At 57.7% G+C, this 19672-nt stretch carries 13 protein-coding genes; 11 read left to right on the top strand and 2 right to left on the bottom strand.

All coding sequences use genetic code 11. From position 1 onward, the window contains the following. A partial coding sequence (locus QVF59_RS07465; protein WP_287878493.1) for an autotransporter outer membrane beta-barrel domain-containing protein occupies positions 1 to 2560 on the top strand: 2560 nt, incomplete at its 5' end. A 185-nt stretch (positions 2561 to 2745) separates the two neighbouring features. Next, positions 2746 to 3522, top strand: coding sequence for a substrate-binding periplasmic protein (locus QVF59_RS07460; RefSeq protein ID WP_287878491.1), 777 nt, complete (start codon positions 2746 to 2748; stop codon positions 3520 to 3522). Here the strand turns inward: QVF59_RS07460 and QVF59_RS07455 are convergent. Continuing rightward, complete coding sequence (locus tag QVF59_RS07455) at positions 3519 to 6209, bottom strand: MHYT domain-containing protein (RefSeq protein WP_287878489.1); 2691 nt, start codon at positions 6207 to 6209, stop codon at positions 3519 to 3521. The genes QVF59_RS07460 and QVF59_RS07455 overlap by 4 nt on opposite strands. Before the next feature lie 443 nt (positions 6210 to 6652). Between QVF59_RS07455 and QVF59_RS07450 the strand changes: the two genes are divergently transcribed. From QVF59_RS07450 to QVF59_RS07430, 5 genes are all read left to right on the top strand, one after another. Continuing rightward, positions 6653 to 8311: an NAD-dependent malic enzyme gene (locus QVF59_RS07450; RefSeq protein ID WP_287878487.1), complete on the top strand. Its 1659-nt coding sequence runs from the start codon at positions 6653 to 6655 to the stop codon at positions 8309 to 8311. Between the two features lie 117 nt (positions 8312 to 8428). Further along, the gene (aspT, locus tag QVF59_RS07445; RefSeq protein ID WP_159876435.1) at positions 8429 to 10111 is read left to right on the top strand and encodes an aspartate-alanine antiporter; all 1683 of its coding nucleotides are present in this window, start codon (positions 8429 to 8431) and stop codon (positions 10109 to 10111) included. A 210-nt stretch (positions 10112 to 10321) separates the two neighbouring features. Next, positions 10322 to 12145, top strand: a complete 1824-nt coding sequence (locus tag QVF59_RS07440) for a sensor histidine kinase (protein ID WP_287878483.1) — start codon at positions 10322 to 10324, stop codon at positions 12143 to 12145. A 3-nt stretch (positions 12146 to 12148) separates the two neighbouring features. Further along, on the top strand, positions 12149 to 13468 hold the full coding sequence (locus QVF59_RS07435; RefSeq protein WP_159876439.1) for a sigma-54-dependent transcriptional regulator: 1320 nt from the start codon (positions 12149 to 12151) through the stop codon (positions 13466 to 13468). Positions 13469 to 13692: 224 nt separating this feature from the next. Next, entirely contained in the window at positions 13693 to 15312 is a 1620-nt protein-coding gene (locus QVF59_RS07430; RefSeq protein ID WP_287878481.1) for a methyl-accepting chemotaxis protein, read from the top strand. A 135-nt stretch (positions 15313 to 15447) separates the two neighbouring features. Here QVF59_RS07430 and QVF59_RS07425 read toward each other — a convergent pair whose 3' ends face one another. Beyond that, positions 15448 to 16122 carry a hypothetical protein gene (locus tag QVF59_RS07425; RefSeq protein WP_287878480.1) on the bottom strand — a complete coding sequence of 225 codons (675 nt, stop codon included), beginning with the start codon at positions 16120 to 16122 and terminating at the stop codon, positions 15448 to 15450. A gap of 846 nt (positions 16123 to 16968) precedes the next feature. On the opposite strand from QVF59_RS07425, the gene QVF59_RS07420 reads away from it, so the two are divergent. The 4 genes from QVF59_RS07420 (at position 16969) to QVF59_RS07405 (ending at position 19655) form a co-directional block, all read left to right on the top strand. Continuing rightward, entirely contained in the window at positions 16969 to 17253 is a 285-nt protein-coding gene (locus QVF59_RS07420; protein ID WP_287878479.1) for a type II toxin-antitoxin system Phd/YefM family antitoxin, read from the top strand. Next, positions 17216 to 17512, top strand: coding sequence for a Txe/YoeB family addiction module toxin (locus QVF59_RS07415; RefSeq protein ID WP_287878477.1), 297 nt, complete (start codon positions 17216 to 17218; stop codon positions 17510 to 17512). The genes QVF59_RS07420 and QVF59_RS07415 overlap by 38 nt, the downstream gene beginning before the upstream one ends. A gap of 218 nt (positions 17513 to 17730) precedes the next feature. After that, complete coding sequence (locus QVF59_RS07410; protein ID WP_287878474.1) at positions 17731 to 18252, top strand: GFA family protein; 522 nt, start codon at positions 17731 to 17733, stop codon at positions 18250 to 18252. Positions 18253 to 18410: 158 nt separating this feature from the next. Further along, positions 18411 to 19655 carry an ammonium transporter gene (locus QVF59_RS07405; RefSeq protein WP_287878472.1) on the top strand — a complete coding sequence of 415 codons (1245 nt, stop codon included), beginning with the start codon at positions 18411 to 18413 and terminating at the stop codon, positions 19653 to 19655. Positions 19656 to 19672 lie beyond the last annotated feature (17 nt).

Raw genomic sequence — 19672 nt, 5'->3', positions numbered from 1 at the left:
CATTGGCAATGGCGGCAGCTTTGCCGGTGTTGTCAGCGGCACGGGCGGCCTGACCGTGGCTGGCGGCAATGAAACCCTGACGGGTGCCAATACCTATAGTGGATCCACCACCATTAGCAGTGGGGCAGGCCTGACGCTGTCCGGTAACGGCAGTCTGGCCAATTCCACCATCAGCGATGCCGGTAGCTTGACGCTGGCTGCCAACGCCGCTGCCAAATCCCTGTCTGGCGCTGGCACTGTCAATCTGGGTGGCAATACGCTGACCTTGAACAATGCCGGTGACACTTTCTCCGGTGTGATTGCCGGCAGCGGTGGCCTGGCGCTGAACGGTGGTACTGAAGTATTGAGCGGCAGCAATACTTATAGTGGCGGTACCCGTGTCAATGCTGGCACGCTTGTGGTATCCAGTGATGCCAACCTTGGCAGCGGTGCACTGACCCTGAATGGCGGTACGCTGCACAGTACGGCCAGCTTTGCCACTAGTCGTGAACTCACGCTGCAGACGGGCTCCACCAGCGCCATCAATACCGATAGCGGCACCAATCTGCTGCTGGAAGGGGTAGTCAGCGGCGCTGGCAATCTGCTGAAGAATGGTAGCGGTACGCTGGAGGTCAATGGTGCGCACAACACCTTCTCCGGTCAAACCACGATTAATGGTGGTGTGGTGCAGATTGATGACGGGGCGTCCTTGGGTACCGGCCTTATCGTACTGAATGGTGGCACCTTGCAGACACTCAGTACCTTGAGCAATGCCCAGCAGGTGTTGGTCAGTGGCAGTTCGTCGGTGAATACCAATGCAGGCACCACCGCCACCATGTCTGGCACCGTTACCAGTTCAGGAAGCAGCAGCTGCTTTAACAAGACTGGTGCCGGCACGCTTAACATGACGGGCAATGCCACGCTGTCCAACGGGACTTGCGTGCAGGAAGGCACCTTGCGTGCCAATGGTGATCTCACCAGTAATGTAACGGTAGACAGTAGCGGTACTTTACGCGGTACCGGGGTTATCAATGGCACCACCACCGTAACCGGCAAGCTGGCTCCCGGTAACTCTCCTGGCACACTGGTTTCCACTGGAACAGTAACCATGACCAGTGGCAGTACCTTCGAAGAAGACATCGACGGTACCGGAATCGGGACGGGCGCTGGCAACTATTCTCGTCTGATCATCACAGGCAGCAGCAGCCAGTTTGTTGCTGCCGGCACCTTGACTCCGCTGCTGCGTGGCATCACCACTGACCCGGCCATCCCTAGCAGCACGGCCAACAATACCTTTACGCCATCTTTGGGTGATAGCTTCCGCATCATCACCGCAGCGGGTGGCATTGTCGGCCGCTTTGACAGCCTGGTACAACCCAGTGCCGGTCTGGCGGCAGATACCCAGTTGGTGGCTTTCTACAATCAGCTGGGCAGCAATAGTGTTGATTTGCGCCTGACACCCACTTCCTATGTCAAGTATCTGGGTGGAAGTAATCAGAATGCGCGCAATGTCGGCAGTGTGCTGGACAAGGTGCTGGGCGGACAGGTGAACAATACCGATACGACCGCACAAAGCAATCTGCTGTATGCCGTGGCCGGCTTGAATGCGGAGCAGCTGAAAACTGCATCGCGCCGCCTGTCTGGTGAAGTGCATGCTGCCTTGGCTGCCACTGCACCGCTGGCTTCGCGTGCATTGCAGAATGATGTCAGCAATCACTTGCAGCAGGATGCCGCTGCCGGTGTGAATCAGGACGGTACGCCGGCTCGGGTGTTATGGGCCAACTCCAATGTGGACCATCAGCAACTGAAAGCAGATGATTTTGCCTCCGGCTACAAAACCAATCGCAGTCAGTTCAGCGTCGGTATTGATGCCTACACGACTAGCCAGACCCGCGCCGGTTTTGGTATGTCGCATGCGGAAACCTCGATTGGCCAGGAGTCCGGCAGCGGTAGCCTGAGTGAAACCATGGTGTTTGTATATGGTTCGCAGGCCGTTGGCAAATTCTACCTGGATGGCATGGCATCCATTGGTAGCGCAGACTGGGGCAGCAGCCGTAGCGACCCCTTGCAGCTGAGTGGTGGCCTGGCTTCCGGCGCGACTGGCAGCAATGCCTTGCTCAGTACTGGCTTGCGCATGCCCATTACCCTGGACAAGGGCATTGTCGAGCCGTTTGCCCGGGTCATCTGGCAGCGTAGCAGCCGCGACGCCCAGAACGAGGGTGCGGCTTCGGTATCGGCACTCAGTATGCAGGGCTATGCCGCCAGTGGTGTCCGCAGCATGATCGGTTTCAGCGGCAAATCCCTGGAACAGGACCCGCTCAAAGCTGCCTTTACCTATCAGCTGTCGCTGGCGGTGGGGCAGGACAGCGGCAAGCTGTCCCGTCCGCAAGTGGATAGCCAGCTTGCCGGTTTGGGTGTGAGTACCAGCGCTACGCATAGTGGCCGTCAATTTGTGCAAACCCAGCTGAATGGCACGCTGAAAGTGGGCAAGCAGTCCTACCTGTACGGTGGCGTCAATGGTGAGCTGGCGCAGGGGCGAAGCGAGTATGGCGCTTCTGCCGGCTTGCGCATTGCTTTCTGAGCCAGGCTGAACCGAGTGCACAGTAAGGCCGGGGGCTTTCGCAAGAATGGCCCCCGGTTTTTTGCTGCAGGATGCTTCTGTTTTTGTCTTTATTGGTGTCAGCTGCCGGCTGATTTACCGTCCTGGTTGTGGCGTAGATGATGATCCGATTTTTCCTCCCTCTCATGCTGTTGTATGTGACCACCGTGAGCTGTGTCCATGCAATCAGCCTGCGTAGCAGTGCTCAGGAAGGAAACCTGCTGCGCTTCAATCCTCATGATTCGCACCTGCCCGGTTTCAGCATGGAGTTGATCCGGTTGCTGCATCAGACCGATCCGCAGTTGCTTATCAGCGGCCAGGATCGTTTCCGCTCGCTGCGGCGTCTGGAGGCTGATCTGGACAGCGGAAAAATCGATATGGTGGTTGGCATGGAGGGTACGGTTGCACGGCGGCAGCGCTTCATGGTGATTACCCGGCCGGTGTTGTATGTGCAGCATGTCGCGCTGGCGGTGCGTCAGGATGATGCGCTGTTGCAGCTGCCGGCCGATGGCATGCAAGGGCTTGGCCGGTATGGCATTGTCGCTGTTGCCCAGGGCTCGGCATATGCGGCGTATCTGTCCACGCCGGGTGGGGGGCAAGCAGATGATGGTGCCATTGCGATTACCGGTAATCTAGGCAAGCTGATGCGTCACCGCGTACGTTTTGTCTTGCACGCGGAAGAAGAGCTTGGTTGGCATATCCAGCAATTGCGCTTGCAGCCGTGGATACGCTTGATCCCCGTGCCGCTTGCCCGGCAGGATGTCTGCCTCATATTGTCCAGACGGCTGCCGGCCTCAACCGTCAGGCATTTGCGGGCTGTGTTGCAGCGGCTGGAGCGCTCCGGCAGTCTGACTGCCTTGAGAGCCAAATATGGTTTGAAGGGCAGGCCGCAACAGCCATCCCGTCGGGTTTTGCCGATCCGTCGCCAGGGCAGCAAGATCTAGCCGTACGCTGCCTGCAGTGCCCGTTTCATTTCCTGGTCCAATTGTTTGATGTCAATTGGTTTGGAGGCAAATCCACTCATGCCGACTGCCATTGCGGCTGCCCGGTCTTCCTGCAGCACACTTGCGGTCAGCGCGATGATCGGAATGCCGTACTTGTCCGGGTCTCCACCGCTGGAACGGATAACCCGGCAAGTCTCCAGTCCATCCATGACCGGCATCTGCACATCCATCAGGATGATGTCAAAGTCGTGCTGCGACCAAAGCTGCAGTACTTCCTTGCCGTTCATGGCCGTGGTTACCGTATGGCCCCGTTTTTTGAGCAAGATCTTGATCAGGTTGAGATTTTGCACCACATCATCAGCCACCAGGATATCCAGTGGCGGCAAATTGGCATCTTCAGCTACCGGGCTGGCGGCCAGGCCTGACTCGGTAACTGCCAGCGGAATGCGTACGGTAAATGTCGAACCGCGCCCGGCCGTGCTTTCAACCGCTATGCTTCCCCCCATTTTCTTTACCAGCTCCATGGCAATGGTTGTTCCCAGGCCGGTACCACCAAATCGGCGCGAGGTCGATGCATCAGCCTGGGAAAACGGCTTGAACAATTTGGCTTGTGCAACGGGATTCATGCCGATGCCGGTATCCGTAATGGCCAGCTCGACATCACCATCATGTCGGGAAACCTGCAGCCTTACCTCACCCTTTTCAGTAAACTTGACGGCATTGCTCATTAAATTAAGCAAAATCTGCCGGATACGCATGGCATCGCCCATATAGCGGTCCTTGATGCTTTCCGGGTAGTCCATGATCAGGCCAATGCCTTTGCGCTCGGTGGTCAGCCTCAGGGTATCAATAGTCTGCTGACAGACATCCCGTAGTGAAAAGGGCAGCTCTTCCAGCTCCACCGCACCTTGTTCCAGCTTTGCCGTATCCAGAATGTCGTTGAGCAGCCCCAGCAGTCCCTTTGCCGACTGATTGATGATCTCAATCATTTTCTTCGGCTCTTGATCCATCTCGAAATCCTGCAGCAAATCGGTATAGCCGATGATTGCATTCATCGGCGTGCGAATCTCATGGCTCATATTGGCCAGGAAAGCACTTTTCGATCTGGCGGCCGATTCGGCACTTTCCTTGGCCACTTGCATGGCAATTTCCATGAGCTTGCGTTCCGTGACATCGAGAATGACCCCGTCAATGAACATGGCCTGGTTCTCTTCATTGAAAACACCACGGGCGCTTTCGGAAACCCAGCGCTCGGTTCCATCCATGCAGCGCATGCGGTATTCCACCGTATAAGGAATGCGCTGCTCCAGTGCATTGCGAATGACCGCGCGCACGCGCGGCTGATCTTCCGGATGGACAATGCTGATGATATGCATGCCGCCGCTCATGAATATATTGCTGGGCCAGCCGCTAAGCGCCTGAATGTCCTCACTGATAAATAGCTTGTCCCAGGGTTCTTTGGCCTTGCTGCGAAAGGTGACGCCGGGAATATTGTCGATCAGCGCATGGAACTGCTGCTCACGCTCCTCCAGTTCGCGCTGCATCCGGTGGCGCTCGCTGATATCGGTGATAAAGCCAACATATAACAGCTTGTGCGAGGGCAGTGCTCCGTTGCCAATCGCCAGGCGGATGGGAAATTGCGAACCATCGCTGCGCCTGCCGATAACCTCTTGCTCGGTAGCAAAAGTCGGCAGCGGCGTTGGCGATGCTGATTGTTGATCCTGTTGGTCAAGCGCAGGGATCAGCCGCTGGATGCTGCTGCCCTTAAGTTCGGACTCCATCCAGCCAAACAAGCGTTCTGCAGCCGGATTGGCCGACTGTATCTGCCCCTCGGCATCAAAGGTGATCATGCCATCAATGGTGGTGCTGACGATGGTTTGCAGTTTCAGCTCGTTTGCCTGCGCCTTCTGGTAAAGCATGCGGTAGCGCAGCAGTACGTTGCCGGCCATCACCATGTTTCCCAGCATCAGCACCAGTACGGCAATGCCGATGGCAAGGCTGGCATTGTCATTCCAGGATGAAAAACCAACATTGTGGGCGCTGCCGATAAAGCGGGCTGCGGCCATGCCAAAGTAGTGCATGCCGGCAATGGCAGCGCCCATTACGCTGCCGCCCAGCAAGGTTGCATAGCCCTTGTGCAAACGATTGCTGTCCAGGCCAAACCTTATCCATAAAGCCAGGGTGCTCAGAAGAACCGCCACCACGATTGATGCGGCAAACCATAGTGGATCATAGCGGAGCAGGGGCTCCATGCTCATGGCGGCCATGCCGCTGTAGTGCATGATGCCGATGCCACTGCCAACCAGCGTGCCACTCAGCCACAGTTGGCCCGGGCTGATGCTTGGCCGGGCAAGCATCTGCAGGGCAAACCAGGCAGCACAAATGGCCGGAAGCATGGAGAACAGCGTTGGCAGCAAGGCATAGTGCACGGAGCTGCAGATGGAGAAGGCCAGCATGCCGACAAAATGCATAGCCCAGATGCCACCACCCATTGCAATCGATCCGGTCACCAGCGCAATTTTCTTGAGATTGCCTTCATCGGCCTCGCGTGCAAAACCAGCCATTTGCAAAGCAAGGCAAGACGTGAAAATGGCCACCAGCAGCGACAGGGAAACCAGCCAGAGATTGTATTGGGTCTGTAAAAAAAACAGTGTTTGATAACTGTTGATGAAGTAGGCGTTCAACATGCTCAGCTCTCAGGTGGACGGCACCGTAGAAGAGTTAATAATCGCACTATTAGCTTTTATAGGTCACTACAAGTTTGTATTTCAATGTCATTGAATGTAAGTGGGGCCGTCCCGGCATCCCCGGACGCTGTTGAGCTGTTGGCCGTATTGCTTGCAAGCACAACCGGTAATCGCCCATTTGCGCTACCCGGCAGCCCATCACAGGCTGACCGGGTTTTTTCATGCCTGGGTAAAAGCCCCTGAGCAAAGTACGGACTTCCGCACCTGCCGTACGGGGCAAAGTACGGCCTGACGTCAGCAGGGTTTTTTGTTCAAATAAAAAACCATAAAAATCAATTAGTTAAAAATTTTCTACAGGGCAAAAAGGCTGGCACGCCAGTTGCAATAAGAAGGGCAGCTGAGACGTTTTCATCTCACCCATTCGATACAAACTGGAGATTGCCATGACTGTAAAGAACACTTCCGTCAAGAATGACAAACTGAGTGCCAAAGGCGTACAAGGCGGCATGCCGCTGCTGCATGAACCCAAGCTGAACAAGGGCACGGCCTACAGCGTGGAAGAGCGTCGCCAGATGGGCCTGGAAGGTTTGCTGCCGCATGCGGTGGAAAACCTGGACCGTCAGGTAGAGCGCGTAATGGCCCACCTGGACGAAAAAGCGGACGATCTGGAGCGTTACACCTACCTGATCGGCCTGGAAGACCGTAACGAAACCGTGTTCTACAAGACGGTGATGTCCGACCCGAAACGCTTCATCCCGGTGCTGTACGATCCGACCGTGGCCGATGCCTGCGAAACCTTCGGCAACAACTACCGCCGCGCCCGTGGCATGTACATCACCCGTTACATGAAGGGCCGCATGGCCGAAGTGCTGCGCAACTGGCCGGAAAAAGACGTGCGCTTCATCTGCGTATCCACCGGTGGCCGCATTCTGGGCCTGGGCGATATCGGTGCCAACGGCATGGGCATCCCGATCGGCAAGCTGCAACTGTACACCGCTTGCGCTGCCGTTCCGCCGGCTGGCCTGCTGCCGGTGCTGTTCGATATCGGTACTACCAATGAAACCCTGCGCGCCGACCCCTTCTACATGGGCACCCGCGAAGCGCCGGTTACCGAAGCCGAGCTGGACGAACTGACCGAGGAATTCATCCAGGCCGTGCAGGAAGTGTTCCCCAACTGCTGCGTACACTTTGAAGACTGGAAGGGCACCGACGCCATCCGCATGCTGGATCGCTATAAAGACAAGATCCTGTGCTACAACGATGACATCCAGGGCACTGCCAGTGTGGCACTGGCTGGTATCGCAGCCGGCATGAACATTACCGGCGGCAAACTGACCGACCAGCGCGTGATGTTCCTGGGTGCAGGTTCTGCCGGTCTTGGCATTGCCAAACTGTTCTGCGCCGAACTGCAAACCCTGGGCCTGAGCGAAGCCGACGCCCGCAAGCAGGTGGCCCTGTTCGACATCAACGGCCTGATCGAGCACTCCCGTACCGACCTGAGCGAAACCCAGAAGCTCTATGCCCGCCCGGCCAAGCCGTGCAAGGACTTCCTGCAAGCCATCCGCGACTTCAAGCCGACCGTGCTGGTAGGGGTGAGCACCAAGGCCCGCGCCTTCACCCGCGAGGTGATCGAGCTGATGAGCCAGCTGAACGAACAGCCCATCATCTTTGCGCTGTCCAACCCCACCCACAAGGCCGAGTGCAGCGCCGAAGAAGCCTACACCTGGTCCAAGGGCAAGGCGCTGTTTGCCGCTGGCGTGCAGTTCCCCGACTTTGACTACGAAGGCAAGACCTACCGTCCGGGCCAGGCCAACAACTTCTACATCTACCCGGCTATCGGTCTGGCTACCTACTGCTGCCGCCCGACCCGCCTGAACGACGAATGCTTCATCGTGGCCGCCCATGCCACCGCCGATCAGGTCACGCTGACCCAGCGCGCCAAGAGCATGCTGTTCCCCAGCCAGGACCAGATTCTGGAAACCGAAGTGACCACGGCAGCGCGCATTGCCGAGTACATGTTCGATTCCGGCCTGGCCCAGGTAGAGCGTCCGCGTGATATCCGCGCCTGGATCGAGGCTCAGCTGTACAAGCCGCAGTACTGAGAAGTGAGGCGCGACCACCCGGTTGCGCATGACTTCCACTAACGTTGTTCTCGCTTGATGGCAGTTGCCCGTGTGCAGGTGAGCCGGGCAGCTGCTGACAATACAAAGGTGTCTATCATGGACTACATCATTCATACCCTGCAGAAGTATCCGGAGATTGCGATCTATCTGACCATCGCCGTCGGCTTCTGGGTGGGCAATCTCAGTCTGGGCAAATTCAACCTCGGGGTGGTGACTTCCACCTTGCTGGCCGGTCTCTTGATCGGTCAGGTGCATCTGGTGATTCCATCGGTGCTGCAATCCACCTTCTTTGCCATGTTCCTGTTTGCCGTCGGCTATGCCGTTGGTCCGCAGTTCATCCGCGCACTGAAGAGCGACGGTATCTCGCAGGTGTTCTTTACCATTCTGGTGTGCGCGTCCGGCCTGGGGACTGCCATCCTGCTGGGCAAGATGCTGCATTACGATGCTGCGCTGACTGCCGGCCTGCTGTCCGGTGGCTATACCAACTCCACCGTACTGGGTGTGGCAACTGACCTGCTGAATCAAGTAAACCAGATGCCTGGTGGCGTGAAAGTGGCCATGGCACTGATGCCGGTGGCCTATGCCGTGACCTACCCGTTTGGTACTGCCGGCTCGGCCTGGTTCCTGGCGACTTTTGCCCCGAAAGTGCTGGGCTTCAACCTGGTGGAAGAGTGCAAGAACTATGAAAAGGAAAATGGCAACGGCCATACCGTGGGCAGCACTGCTTACCGTGAGTTTTCCGCCCGTGCCTTTTTGCTGAGTAATGTCGATCTGTTCGACAAAACGGTTTCCGAAGTGGAAGCCATGTTCGACCACGAAATCTTTGTGCGCCGTGTGCGCCAGGCCGTGGGTGCCAAGATTGTCGATTGCGAAGGCACTACCCGCATCCAGCGTAATGATGTGGTGGCCATTTCCGGCACCCTGACCGCGCTGTTGAAGTACCAGAACCACTTTGGCAAGGAAGTGAAGGACGTTCCGCTGCTGGACTTCTCCACCGAACTGCTCGACCTGGTGGTGACCAGCCGCAAATACGCCGGCAAAACCCTGGGCGATATCACTACCGCGCTGTTTGGCAAGCCGGGCCGTGGCCTGTTCCTTACCCGCTTCAGCCGTGGCGAGCTGGACATGCCGATGGGGCATGATGTGGTGGTGCAGCGTGGTGACGTGCTGACCATCCTTGGTGCCAAGCAAGACGTGGTGGCCGTGGCCAAGGAACTGGGCTATGCCGACCGTCCGCTGGAAAACTCCGACATGGCCTTCATGGGCTTCGGCATCGTGGTGGGCAGTATTCTGGGTGCCATCACCGTGCATGTGGCTGGTATTCCGCTGAGCTTCGGTACTTCGGTGGGTTCCATCGTGGCCGGTATCGTCTGCGGTTACCTGCGTGCCACCATGCGTACCTTCGGCAAGATCCCCGGCCCTGCGCTGTGGGTGTTCAATAACGTTGGCCTGAATGGCTTTATCGCGGTGATTGGCCTGAATGCGGCGCCCGGCTTTATTTCCGGCCTGCAACAATACGGCCTGACCCTGCTGTTTGCCGGTGCCGTGGTTACTCTGGTGCCGTTGATTGTCGGCCTGCTGCTGGGACGCTTCGTGTTCAAGTTCCACCCTGGCATCCTGCTGGGCGCTTGTGCCGGTGCCCGTTCCACTACCGCTGCGCTGGGGGCATTGCAAGATGCTGCCCAAAGCAAGGTACCCGCCGTGGGCTATACCGTAGGCTATGCGGTATCCCGGCTGGTGATGGCGGTGTTCACCATCGTGCTGGTCAACGTGTTCTAGCAGTCTTGTTCTTTATCCTTTCGGTCGTCGTGGCCCTGCCATGACCTTGCCACGCGGGTTGACTCCCGCGTGGTTTTTTTGCTTTGCATAGTGCAGTGCAAAAAAAGTGACTGGGCACTGTGGGATAATGCCCGTATGCCAGCCATCACCAGCCAGCCGCCACAGGGCGACGACTTGAATCCAGCCAGACGGGCCAGGCCCGGAGTGCGTATGAAACGAACTGTTTTTTATCTTTACCTGCTGATATCGCTGGTGCTGTCCTTGCTGTCGGCCTGGGTGGTTTATACCGTCAGCTGGCAGCAGCAGCTGCAGCAGCGCCAGCAGGAATCGGTGCGCCGCGTGGCGCGCAATGCCGGTTTTCTGCAACACGAAGTGGACAAGTTCGGCTTGCTGCCGCTGGCGGCATCCTATAACGACAACCTGCGCGAAACCCTTGATCATCCGGGGGATGCCCGTTTGCTGGCGCAGGCCAATGACTATCTTACCCGGCTTAATCAGGGTGCCGGTTCGCTGCAGGCTTATCTGGTGGACAAGCAGGGCAAGGTGCTGGCCTCCAGCAACTGGCGGCAAAAAGACAGCTTTGTCGGGCGTAATCTTGCCTACCGGCCATACTTCCAGCAGGCTGCGGCCAACCGTATCACCACCTACTACGCCATCGGCACCACCGGCAATGCCACCGGCTTTTACCTTGCCACAGCCATCCATCAGGGGTCGGAGCGGCTGGGCGTGGTGGCCATCAAGATTGGGCTGGAACAACTGGAGCACATGTGGGGCAATATCGTGGAGCCTTTGCTGGTGTCTGATTCCAATGGCGTGGTGGTGTTGTCATCGGTGCCGGAGTGGAAGTATCACGCCACCGCTCCGCTCAGCTTTGATGCCCGGCTGGCATTGGAAAAAGCCCAGCAGTACAACAAGCAGGTGATCAAACCCCCGCTGTGGCAGCGCAAGAGCGTGCTCAACAGCCAGGCCATGCTGGTGCAGATGGGGCAGGGGCGGGCTCGGCACGAGTACCTGGCAGTCAGCCAGACCATTCCGGTCAGCGGCATGACGCTGACCATGCTCAACGACACCCACGAGCTGCACAGCCTGGCCCTTACCCGGGCACTGGCGGTGGCGGTGATGGTGGGCTTTGCCTGCCTGCTGCTACATTCGGTAAGGCTGTGGCGCATGAACCTGAAAGCCCAGGCCGAGGCGCGGCGTAATCTGCAGCTGGCACATGACCATCTGGAAGAGCAGGTGGAACAGCGCAGCAGCGAGCTGAAACAGGCCAATGCCAACCTGAAAACGGAAATCGAAGAACGCATCCAGGCGGCACGGCAGGTGGAAAACTTCCAGAACGAGCTGATCCGCACCGAAAACCTGGCCGTCATCGGCCAGCTGTCCACCGGCATCGCCCACGAAATCAACCAGCCGCTGGCGGCGCTGTCGGCCTTGTCGGCCAATACCGTACGCTTTCTGGAAATTAACGATCTCGCCACCGCGCGGGCCAATCTGGAACGCATCACCGACATCGTGGTGCGGCTGGGGGCGCTGACCGAACAGCTGAAATCCTTTGCCCGCCGCCCCAATGGCGAGCGCGAATCGGTGGCGGTGGCGCAGGCGGTGGAAAACGCCTTGTTCCTGCTGAACCACCGGCTGAAAAAGACACATATAACATTGCAGCTGCCCGCCGAACCGGCGGATATTGTGGTGCTGTGTGAAGCGGTGCGGCTGGAACAGGTGCTGGTGAATCTTATCAGCAATGCCATTGATGTGCTGAACGGCGTGGACAACGCGCAGATCAGCATGGACTGGTCGCGCCAGGGCGACACCGTGCGCATCAGCGTGCGCGACAATGGCAGCGGCCTGTCCGACGAAGTGCGCGCCCACATTTTCGAACCCTTCTTCACCACCAAGAAAACCAGCGGACTGGGCCTGGGGCTGGCCCTGTCCTCGGACATCATCAAGTCCTACGGCGGCATGCTGAGCGCCGACAATCACCCGGATGGCGGGGCGGTATTCACCATCACGCTCAGACAGAACAAGCAGGAGTAACACATGAGCAATCTACAAGTACTGGTGATCGAGGACGATCAGGACGTGCAGCTGGGCTATGTCCAGGCGCTGGGGCTGGACGGCATCCCGGCCCAGGGTTTCGATTCTGTGGAAAAAGCCCGTCGCAGCATAGGCCGCGACTTTGCCGGCATCATCGTCAGCGACATCCGCCTGCCCGGCATGGACGGCCTGGCCTTTATGCAGGAGCTGCTGGCCGACGATCCCGACCTGCCGGTCATCCTGATTACCGGCCACGGCGACATTGCCATGGCGGTGCAAGCCATGCGCGATGGGGCTTACGATTTCATCCAGAAACCCTTCCTGCCGCAAGTGCTGGTGTCGGTGGTACAGCGCGCGCTGGAAAAACGCCGCCTGGCACTGGAAGTGCGCCAGCTGCGCAAGCAACTGGCCGCCTATGGCGGGCTGGAAAGCCGCCTGATTGGCAACTCCAACGTGATGGCCGAACTGCGCCACCTGGTGCAGGGCGTGGCCGCCACCCCCACCGATGTGCTGATCAACGGCGAAACCGGTGCCGGCAAGGAACTGCTGGCGCGCTGCCTGCACGACCTGTCCGGCCGCACCGGCCCCTTCGTCGCCCTTAACTGCGGCGGCCTGCCGGAAAGCCTGTTTGACAGCGAAATGTTCGGCCACGAAGCCGGGGCGTTTTCCGGGGCCAGCAAGCAGCGCATCGGCAAAATCGAATACGCCCAGCATGGCACGTTGTTCCTGGACGAAATCGAAAGCATGAGCGTGCCGATGCAAATCAAGCTGCTGCGCGTGCTGCAAGAGCGGGTGATAGAACGGCTGGGCTCCAACCGGCTGATTCCGGTGGATTTTCGCGTGATTGCCGCCACCAAGGCCGACCTGTCCAAGCTGGCCGAAGAAGACAAATTCCGCGCCGACCTGTACTTCCGCCTGAACGTGGTCACGCTGGACCTGCCGCCGCTACGCGCCCGGCGCGAGGACATTCCGCTGTTGTTTGATTACTTTGTCACCCAGTCCGCGCTGCGCATGAACCGACCGGCACCGGCCATCACCCCGGAAGTCATCCGCGACCTGATGGCCTACCACTGGCCGGGCAATGTGCGCGAGCTGCGCAATCAGGCCGACCGCTTTGTGCTGGACTTGAAAATGGTGCCCGGCAACGCCATGGCCGACACCCAGCTCACCCTGCACGCGGCGGTGGAATCGTTTGAAAAGGGCATGATTGCCGAAGAACTGCGCAAACAGGGCGGCAATGTCTCCAAAACCGCCGAAGTGCTGAAAATCGCCAAAACCACGCTGTTCGACAAGATCCGCAAATACGATCTGGAAGAAAAATAAAACTCAGCACAAAACAAGACCGGCAGCCGGGCCAAGTGCCCGCTGTCGGTTTTTCATGCCCTCTGCATGCCTGGCCCGCCTGCATCACCCGCCGGACCTGCCGCCAAGCGGCACCATGTCATGGCCGGGTTCCGGTCTTCCGTCTTTTTTCTCACTTGCAAAATAACCGTCTACGCTAATAGATGATTTCATCGGTTAAATCCTTGCATCTGGAAGGCGCCAGAATGGGAAAACTCAAAATTTCAAGTCGTTTATACATTTTGCTGGCGATTGTAACGACAGCCTTCACCTTGCTGTTGCTGATTGCCAATATCGGTATGAACTATCTTGGAGATCTTCAGGATGCCGGTTACAAGCGCAGCCAGCAAAGCAATGAAATGCTGATTACTGCAAAGATCGGTCCGGTGATATATCGGGTCATTGCCGACAGCATCATTAACCGGAATCTGGATGAATCCGCCAAAGACTGGGCTGAAATCAAGGCGGTGTCAGAAAAAAGGCTGGCGCGTGCCAGTGAACTTGCACTCAGTCCGGAAAATAAAAAATGGGTAGAGCAGGCGCAAACCGCATACGGCAAGCTGGTGGGTCTGTATGAATCCCGTGTCTTGCCACTACTCAAGGCCGATGCCGATCTCAAGCTGATCCGGCCACTGGACGACGAGATGGACACCTATGTCAAAGCCATTGACGACGCTTTGACTCCCTTTGCCTCGGCGCTGACAGTGGAAGCGGATGAAGCCGACAAGCAGTTTGATTTGACAAGAACACGCATTATCTCGGGCAGCCTGATCACGGCGCTGGTGATGCTTGCCGCCTTGATGCTGCTTTCGCTGTATGTCAGCAGAAGCATCATCCGGCAGTTGGGTGGCGAGCCACATTACGCCATGCAGGTATCGCGCCGCATTGCCTCTGGCGATCTCTCAACCCGGGTGGAGGTTGCCGGTGCCAGCCAGGACAGCCTGATGGCCTCGATCAAGGTGATGCAGGATCAGTTGGCCCAGTTGATTCGCAAGGTGTTGACCAGTTCGGAGAATGTTTCCCGCCTGGCGGCCGAACTCGCCGCCGCATCCAGCCAGGTGTCGATGACCGCATCAAAGCAAAGTGATGATACGGTGTCTGTGGCGTCCTCGATTGAAGAGCTGACCGTCAAGATTGATATCGTCGCGGGGAATGCACAGGAAGCCGAACAGATTGCCACGGAGTCTGGTAGCCGTTCCGACCTGGGGGCATTGCAGGTCAAGGATGCAACGGATGAAATGACCCGTATTGCCCAGAACGTGAGTGAGACGGCGCAGCAGATGGCCACGCTGTCCACCCAGTCGCAACAGATCAGCAGCATTGCCAATGTAATCAAGGAAGTTGCAGATCAGACCAACCTGCTGGCACTGAATGCGGCCATCGAAGCCGCCCGGGCCGGCGAACAAGGCCGGGGTTTTGCCGTGGTCGCGGATGAGGTTCGCAAACTTGCGGAACGGACAACCATGTCCGCCGGCGAGATATCCTCGATGATATCCAGCATCCAGAGCAATACCGATCAGGCGATCGCCACCATGCAACTGGGTAACCAGCGGGTGACGGATGGCGTGGTGCTGGCAGACCGTGCCGGCGAATCGATGCAATTGATCAGTGATGGTTCAAAAATTGTCGTGCAGGCGGTGAGCGGAATTTCCAACGCCTTGCGGGAACAGAAATCAACAAGCAATGCGATTGCCAAACGTGTTGAGCACATCGCGCACATGACCGAAGAGACCAGTACAGTTGTTTCACAGGTAGCTGCCAATGCCGAGCAACTCAAGGCCATGGCGGATGAACTTAAACATGCTGTTTCCGGTTTCAGGGTGTAGCCGTGACCGTCCCGTCTGCTGGCTGATTGTCCGGAGTCTGCTGTCAGAGGCCGGTATGTTCCTGATCTGGTTGATGTGCACGCGGCAGCCCAAGCGGCTACCGTGTGCGCATGATGTTAGCTACCCACGCATCCATTATCCCGACGACGACATGCGCCGTGCCTGTCGTTGCAAACGTCCACGCAGTTGCTGATGGCACGCCGTCGCCAGCCCTAACAACTCGCCATTATCCGCAGCAATGCCCTGCGCCGTGGCTATCTGCTGCGCCAAGGCCTGCAAGGGCGTTGCCTTGCTGTTCAGCCCCAGCAAACGGCCATGCGCATGGCGCAAGGGATGGTCCGGTGTGTAATCCAGCGTCAGCAACCAGTGCGAATGCTGCCAGCGCGCACCCTGCATCAGCACTGCCTGCAATACTGCATGGCTGACTTGTACCCCGGCCTCCGCCGCCAGCGCCAGAGCCTGTTCCCAACGCGGAGCGCTGGGTGGTAGCTGTTCCAGCGCCGGTAGCAATTGCATGTTCAACCAGTCACGCAACTGCCGCGCCAGCGGCTTGCCACTGCGACGCAAGGCGCGCAGCAGGGCGGTTGCGGGCCAGTATTCCTTGATGTCTTCAGTTTCTGCGGTGTTTTCGCGGCTTGGGTCTGCCGCCAGTAATTGCTGCAGGCGGTTTCCCAGCCGACGGCCAGTGACGGCCAGCACATCGCCGCTGTGCAGCCACCATTCGCCGTGGTGGTGCAGCACATGCAGTGGTTTGCCGTGGTAGTAGAAGCAAAGGGGTGGGGGGTGTTGGGGGGTGGTTTGAGCTGTCATCGAGCGGGTCCTTTGAGCATGAAAACTCCATCTGCTTTCGGGCATGGCAACCGCTTCGAGAAGGTGTGTTGAGCACCAGCGGCGGATTCTAGGGATGGCAGGGGAGTGCGGAAACTGCTCGAAAGGGAGGGCAAGCACAGCGTTGCTGACCGGGAAGTAGGGTACCGACGCAGCCACCGGGCCCCGTCAAGCATGCCGACAGGTGGCCGGGGCGAGGTGTTAAGCGCCTGCCCTGTTTGAGCGATTTGACGTTAGCAAATCGCGAGTTCAGGCGCGCCTCGCACCGGACGGGGCCTGTCGGGCAGCCGCAGGCCATGCTTGCGGGGTGGCCTTGGAGGTGAAGGAGGGCTTGGCCAGGCAAGCCCTCCTTCCCGTCCGCCGTGCGGAAGCGGCAGTGCAAATCATCATCCGCGTGAGCGGATTCCCAGAAGAAAATGGCCGTGCTATTTTCGGGAAATTTCTTTGGCAATAGTCGAACTACGGCGGAACGCCCCGGTATGGCTGGGGCTTCCGCCCTACGCGCCTACCCCGTAGGGTGGATGCCCCAAAGGGGCGATCCACCGTGAAACCCTCCCGAGTAAACCCATTTTCCCAGCTGGAAAGTCACCGCACCGACGCCCCCCTTGGGCCCCGTCCGCCGCGCGGTAGCGGCACGCAATCCAACCCCGCGGGGTCGCTTGAGGATGTTTGAAACCACCGGCACAACACAAGAATGGAGCCTCTCCAGCTGTGCCTTGCTATTGCGTACAGGATCTTGTACGCTTTTGTTGTCTGCCCGCCAATGCAGACAACAAAGAGGAATTTCTAAGTAAGTTAAGCAGCAATCAGAAAGAAGGGAAGTGTGGCATGCGCGTTTTAACATTCTCTGAAGCTCGCGCCGGGTTTAAGAATGTTATGGATGATGTTTGCAACGATCATGAGCCTGTGGTTATCACACGGGTAAATGGTCAGCACGTCGTGATGCTATCAATGGAAGATTTCAACAGCATGGAAGAAACCATGTATTTGCTGGGGTCTGAAAGAAACGCCAATCGACTGCGTGCCTCCATAGCAAACTTGAAAGCCGCCAAGTTAATCAATAAGGAAATTGAACTTGTCAGCGAAGCAGAACAACAAACAGTCCGCAGTTAAATTTGCGGCGATTTCATTTACTCCAGAAGGCTGGGAAGATTATCTGTTCTGGCAAGAAAATGATGTGAAGATATTGGCTCGCATCAACACGCTACTGGATGAATGCTTGAAAACGCCGTTCACCGGCCTTGGCAAACCGGAACCATTGCGGGGCGATTTGACCGGATACTGGTCGCGTCGAATCAATAAAGAACATCGCCTGGTTTACCTTCCACAAGCTGGCCAGCTGATTGTTTTGCAGTGCCGTTATCACTACTAAAAATGCCCGGAGAGCACCGGGCTTTTTCTTTTGGGCGACTTACTTCCTTTTGACATTCCCGAAATGTTCTCCGTCCGCGCACAGGAGCACGCTTGAAGCCTGACGGGGCAGCGCGGTGTGATTGAAAAAATGACGACGTATTAGAATGTCTCCCCGCAGCCAAAAGCTGATGTCAGCATCCAGCTGGTGCACCACCCCCCATCTGCATGGAGTTGAATATGAGTTCCAAATACACAGGGCAGTGTCTGTGTGGCCAAATCAGTTACGCGGTGGATGTCGAGCCGCTGTTTGCTGGTAATTGCCACTGCAAGGATTGCCAGCGCACATCTGGCAGTGCCGATGTTCCGGCGATGATTTTCCCGGCAAGCAAGGTGGTGATCCACGGCGAGCCCCGTTATTTTGTTTCCACATCGGACAGCGGAAATGCCCATAGCCGTGGTTTCTGTCCCAATTGTGGCTCCCAGCTGTTTGCCAGATTCAGCCATCTTCCCGATGTGCTTGGTATCAAGGCCGGGACATTGCATGAGACATCCCATTACCAGCCAATGCTGGATTTCCATGTGGCAAGCGCCGCAGCCTGGGATGTCATGAACCCGGCACTTCCTAAAAAAACAAGGCGCTGCTCAAGCTTAAGCGGCCAACTTTTGCCCGAGGGTGGCGTGCGTTGTCATCCTCCGGCGGGCCTTGTCGACGATAGAGCGCAGGGCAAGGCCGTGGCGCAGAAGCGGCAAAGCCAATGACAGCAGTGCAGCTGGTCACGCAAGGTGACGACCAGCTGCCATCCTTCCTGGACCTGCACATTCTTTTGATCTGGAGCAAACAGGCGTATCGCGCCTGAGCGCAGCATTCGATCCACAAAATATTAGTAATTAATTATTTATGGATAAGGATGTGTACGATGACTGCTCCAATCCCGCCACTGAATGTGGGCAACACCGGCTTCATGCTGCTGTGTGCCAGCTTGGTGATGCTGATGACACCCGGGCTGGCTTTCTTTTACGGTGGCCTGGTAGGCCGCAAGAATGTGCTGACCATCATGGCCCAGAGCTTCATGTCGCTGGGCTGGACCACGGTGTTGTGGTTTGCCTTCGGGTATTCCATGTGTTTCGGACCAAGCTGGCATGGCATTGTCGGCGACCCCACTTACTACGCCTTCATGCATGGCGTTACCCTCAATACCATGTACACCGGCAATGACGCAGGTATTCCGCTGATCGTGCATGTGGCTTACCAGATGATGTTTGCCATCATCACTCCGGCGCTGATTACCGGTGCCTTTGCCAACCGGGTGACGGTGAAGGCGTATTTCCTGTTTCTCACCGGCTGGCTGGTGCTGGTTTACTTCCCCTTTGTCCACATGATCTGGAGCCCGGACGGCCTGCTGGCCAAGTGGGGCGTGCTGGATTTTGCCGGTGGCATCGTGGTGCACAATACCGCCGGTTTTGCCGCGCTGGCTTCGGTGTTGTACGTGGGCCGGCGTTCGGTGGTGGAGAACAAGCCGCATAACGTGCCCTTGATTGCACTGGGCACCGGCTTGCTGTGGTTTGGCTGGTATGGCTTTAATGCCGGGTCCGAGTTGCGGGTGGATTACATCACCGCATCGGCCTTTCTCAATACCGACGTTGCTGCCTCGTTTGCCGGTACGGCCTGGTTTTTCCTGGAGTGGTCGCATGCCCGGCAGCCCAAGTTTATTGGTTTGCTGACGGGTGCGGTGGCGGGCCTCGCCACCATCACGCCGGCGGCCGGTTATGTGTCGCTGGGTACGGCTGCGGTGATTGGTGTGATTGCCGCCGTGGTGTGTTACTACGCGGTGCAGCTGAAAAACCGTTTGGGCTGGGACGATGCGCTGGACGTGTGGGGCGTGCACGGTGTGGGCGGCTTGCTGGGGACATTGCTGCTGGGTGTTTTTGCCAGCAAGGCCTGGAATCCTGCGGGTGTTGACGGCTTGCTGATGGGTAATCCGGATTTCCTGTGGAAGCAGGTGGTTGCCGCGGTGGTTTCCGGTTTGTGGGCGTTTGGTTTTACCTACGGCATGCTGTGGCTGATCAACAAGATGACGCCGGTGTTGATTGACGAGCAGACGCAGGAGACCGGTCTGGATCAGTCCCTGCATGGTGAAGAAGCCTACAGCGGGTCGCTGTGAAAACGGGGCCTTTGCCT

Origin of the sequence: Aquitalea sp., assembly GCF_030150775.1 — a bacterium.
In the GTDB taxonomy this organism is placed as follows: Bacteria; Pseudomonadota; Gammaproteobacteria; order Burkholderiales; family Chromobacteriaceae; genus Aquitalea; species Aquitalea denitrificans.
The sequence above is the reverse complement of the archived record's forward strand: the minus strand, read 5'-3'. Positions and strand labels throughout refer to the sequence as shown.

What these genes read in the sequence shown, in the direction of transcription:
- QVF59_RS07455 (WP_287878489.1), bottom strand. Translation starts at nt 6,209, where the DNA reads ATGTTGAACGCCTACTTCATCAACAGTTATCAAACACTGTTTTTTTTA.
- QVF59_RS07450 (WP_287878487.1), top strand. Translation starts at nt 6,653, where the DNA reads ATGACTGTAAAGAACACTTCCGTCAAGAATGACAAACTGAGTGCCAAA.
- aspT (WP_159876435.1), top strand. Translation starts at nt 8,429, where the DNA reads ATGGACTACATCATTCATACCCTGCAGAAGTATCCGGAGATTGCGATC.
- QVF59_RS07440 (WP_287878483.1), top strand. Translation starts at nt 10,322, where the DNA reads ATGAAACGAACTGTTTTTTATCTTTACCTGCTGATATCGCTGGTGCTG.
- QVF59_RS07435 (WP_159876439.1), top strand. Translation starts at nt 12,149, where the DNA reads ATGAGCAATCTACAAGTACTGGTGATCGAGGACGATCAGGACGTGCAG.
- QVF59_RS07430 (WP_287878481.1), top strand. Translation starts at nt 13,693, where the DNA reads ATGGGAAAACTCAAAATTTCAAGTCGTTTATACATTTTGCTGGCGATT.
- QVF59_RS07425 (WP_287878480.1), bottom strand. Translation starts at nt 16,122, where the DNA reads ATGACAGCTCAAACCACCCCCCAACACCCCCCACCCCTTTGCTTCTAC.
- QVF59_RS07420 (WP_287878479.1), top strand. Translation starts at nt 16,969, where the DNA reads ATGCGCGTTTTAACATTCTCTGAAGCTCGCGCCGGGTTTAAGAATGTT.
- QVF59_RS07410 (WP_287878474.1), top strand. Translation starts at nt 17,731, where the DNA reads ATGAGTTCCAAATACACAGGGCAGTGTCTGTGTGGCCAAATCAGTTAC.
- QVF59_RS07405 (WP_287878472.1), top strand. Translation starts at nt 18,411, where the DNA reads ATGACTGCTCCAATCCCGCCACTGAATGTGGGCAACACCGGCTTCATG.